Annotated in this window: 5 protein-coding genes; all 5 read right to left on the reverse strand. The window is 46.9% G+C overall.

Annotated elements, in window-relative coordinates; all coding sequences use genetic code 11:
- Window position 1: 1 nt before the first annotated feature.
- Window positions 2-745, reverse strand: coding sequence for a ribonuclease III (rnc, locus tag AAB523_00770; GenBank protein ID MEK7555802.1), 744 nt, complete (start codon window positions 743-745; stop codon window positions 2-4).
- A gap of 38 nt (window positions 746-783) precedes the next feature.
- Window positions 784-1,683 carry a transcription antitermination factor NusB gene (nusB, locus tag AAB523_00775; GenBank protein MEK7555803.1) on the reverse strand — a complete coding sequence of 300 codons (900 nt, stop codon included), beginning with the start codon at window positions 1,681-1,683 and terminating at the stop codon, window positions 784-786.
- Window positions 1,684-1,806: 123 nt separating this feature from the next.
- Window positions 1,807-2,091, reverse strand: a complete 285-nt coding sequence (gene rpmF / locus AAB523_00780; GenBank protein MEK7555804.1) for a 50S ribosomal protein L32 — start codon at window positions 2,089-2,091, stop codon at window positions 1,807-1,809.
- A gap of 108 nt (window positions 2,092-2,199) precedes the next feature.
- Complete coding sequence (locus tag AAB523_00785) at window positions 2,200-2,721, reverse strand: NUDIX domain-containing protein (GenBank protein ID MEK7555805.1); 522 nt, start codon at window positions 2,719-2,721, stop codon at window positions 2,200-2,202.
- 138 nt (window positions 2,722-2,859) lie between these two features.
- The gene (locus AAB523_00790; GenBank protein ID MEK7555806.1) at window positions 2,860-3,042 is read right to left on the reverse strand and encodes a hypothetical protein; all 183 of its coding nucleotides are present in this window, start codon (window positions 3,040-3,042) and stop codon (window positions 2,860-2,862) included.
- Window positions 3,043-3,066: the final 24 nt, after the last annotated feature.

Consider the following 3,066-nt stretch of genomic DNA (forward strand, 5'->3'; position numbering starts at 1 on the left):
ATTACGCAATATCGTGGCCGTTCCACCCTTTTTCCAGAAGAGCGTTGCGCGCCGCTTCCTGCTCGGCTTCCTGTTTAGACTCTCCCTCACCGCGCGCGACAAGCTCATCGCGCAAAAAAATGCCGACGGTAAAATGCTTTTCATGGTCGGGGCCTTCTTCTTCAAGCACGCTATAGGAAGGAGTAACACCCACATATTCCTGTGAGCGTTCTTGAAAATAACTTTTTGCGTCTTGCCACAGACGATTGGAAATGATCTCTGTAAGATATGGAAGGAGTGTCTCGGCAATAAATTTCGCCGATGCTTCATATCCAAGATCAAGAAAAATAGCGCCGATGATCGATTCATACGTGTTTGCTAAAATGTATTGTCGCGCTTTCCCTGTGTCTTTTGATTCCCCTTTGGAAAGCAAGAGAAACTCGTTGGCGCCGATCGCGACTGCCGCTTTTGAAATACTTATCGTATTCACCAGCGCCGCCCGATACGCGGTCAATTCGCCTTCGGTTTTATCGGTATACGTACGGTACAAATAGTCTGTGGTTACCAATTCCAAAACAGCATCACCAAGAAATTCCAGCCGCTCATTATGTGAGAGGCCCAGCCCGGGATTTTCGTTGAGATAGGAACGATGGATAAATGCTTGTTTGAGTAAATTCTTATCGTTAAATTCCACACCGATCCTTTTTTCAAACTCGGAAAAATCTTTCATGCCGTTCACGTGTAAATTCAAAAGCTCAAATTTCAAATTAACTTTATTTAATCTTTGGGCTTTGGAATTTGATACTATTTTTTAGTTAATAATATATGTATCCCTTTTGTCACAATCGGTAAAATATCATCGTATATATTAAGATTCACCACATCAGCAAGCTTGAACCACTTGGCATCATCAATTCCTCCCGACTCGCCCGTAACAAGATCATCAAACTTCGCTTCTGCCAGAAAATATGATACGCGTTTTCTTATTTTCCCCTGCTTAGGGTCTGAAGCGATGTATTCATTCACGCCGAGCGTATCGTGCACTGTGGAGACCACCGCCCCCATTTCTTCTTTCACTTTTCGGACAACGCCGTCTTTTTCTTCCTCATTCTCTTTGAGATGCCCCTTTGAGAGCGTCCAGTGGCCAAACACATCATGGATCAAACCGAGATACACGTCCGCGCCTTCACGCGCATAGACAAGTGCGCCCACGAGTCCGTCTACGGGAAGTGTCGCAGGGTCAATGACCTTGTTATTTTTTTGCGAACTCTCGTCCTTCCCGGGTTCGCCAAGTTCTTTATACACGGCCCCCAAAACACCATTCACAAACTTGCCGCTGTTCTCGCCGCCGAATGTCTTTGCGAGCTCAATTGCTTCATTGATCGCTACTTTGGGCGGCACTTCTTTCCTGTCTCCAAAAAGAAGTTCGGAGAGTCCGATGCGGAGCACGTTGCGATCAACTATTGAGATCTTTTCAAGCGGCCAATCGGGAGCCGCTTTGGTAATGATCGCGTCTATTTTCCCTTGCTTCTCCAGAACCCCTTTTGCAAGAGCTTTCATGAACGAAGTATCTTTTACGCCGGGAGCAAACTCCGCGGCATTGCGCGTTACGGTATCTTCAATGGCGATATTTTTATTGCCGTTAAAATCCCACTCAAAGAGGGACTGCATGACAATACTTCTTGAAAGGTGCCGATTCGCCATAAAAAGTGCAAAAATTTAAAAATTACTCACACGTTAGACAAGAATAAATCCAAGTAACAAACCAGTACGAGTATACGTTATGCAAATGATTCGTATAATCGTACAGATCAGCTAATTCCGGAACTATTTCTTCTTGCCTTTGGCCTCCAGAGGCTCTTTCGCGCCCGCGGACCCTTCTTCAGCCTTTGGTTCCTTGCCAAGCTCACGCGTTTTGGCCTTTGCGCGCTCCGCTTTTCTGTTCACTTGTGCCAATACGTCAACAATCTCTCTGCCTCTGTAGGTGCCGCAATTGCCGCACATTTTATGGCGGAGATGGCCTTCCCCGCACTTGCCGCACAGAGAAAGACGCGGCGTGGTAAGCGCATGATGAGACCGCCTATTGCCCGTGTGTCCACGGGTGTGTCGCATTCGTACTGACATTGCCTAGTACTATAACACCCTATAAAAAAAGAATCAACCCGGAACTCAGGCTGATTCTATGAAAGAAATTTCGCGTACGCACCTTCCTTTCTTGCTTCACGAGAAGCGATAGGATGTGTGCAAGTCCTCATGCTCCCTAAGCAGGTGGGCGATATCCTTGAAATCTTTTGCAAAGCCGCCTTCTTTAAGCGCGCAGTATAACGCAAGCTTGTGGGAAAAGTGGAGTCCGTTTTTCTTCTGGAGCGCAAGGTCCACGCCCCACCACTGCGGTTTCCCCGTCTCTCCATGGAGACCGATGTGGCGAAGAACGCCTTTCCACTTATTTTGCACGAGCCAAAAAGTATGTCGTGTCCCCTGTTTTTTGAATTCCTTAGAAAAACCGGCAACACGCGTGCACTGTTTTGGTGAGATGATGAGACCTGTCTCTTCTTCTACTTCGCGAGTCAGCGCATCTTCTTCACTCTCCCCTTCCTTGATACTTCCCCCGGGAAGTGTAAATTTCGTTGGCAATTCTTCAATTCTAGGTTTCCGGTCCGGTAGGACGAGCACGGCTATATTTCCACCGCATAGCCGTAACAGGATAGCGGATATTGAACCATACCCCTCTCCTCGTTGCATGACTATTCCTCCTCTGTAGAAATTGTAGAAATTTTTGTACTGAAACTATTTGCATAGTACCACGAAAATAACAATGTTGTCAACAACATAAAAAAAGCGCCCGGGAAGGGGCGCTCTGTAAAAAATTGGGTTCGTTACTTAATCAGCTTTACGAACATGATTGCGTCGCTCGCCATAATATCCCGGCCGAACACGGTCGTCGATCCACTCGGGTGAAAAAGAATTGTCAGTTTCCGCCGGATTGGTCGGATGAGCCGCCAATTCTTGCTTCAGGTCACGATCTACTACTGCTGTCAGTGCATCCGTCTTGCCCCTGTTCATTGCTCACCTCTTTGAAATGTAGCG

This window comes from Patescibacteria group bacterium (assembly GCA_038063375.1).
Taxonomy (GTDB): domain Bacteria; phylum Patescibacteriota; class Minisyncoccia; order Phycocordibacterales; family JANLHH01; genus JANLHH01.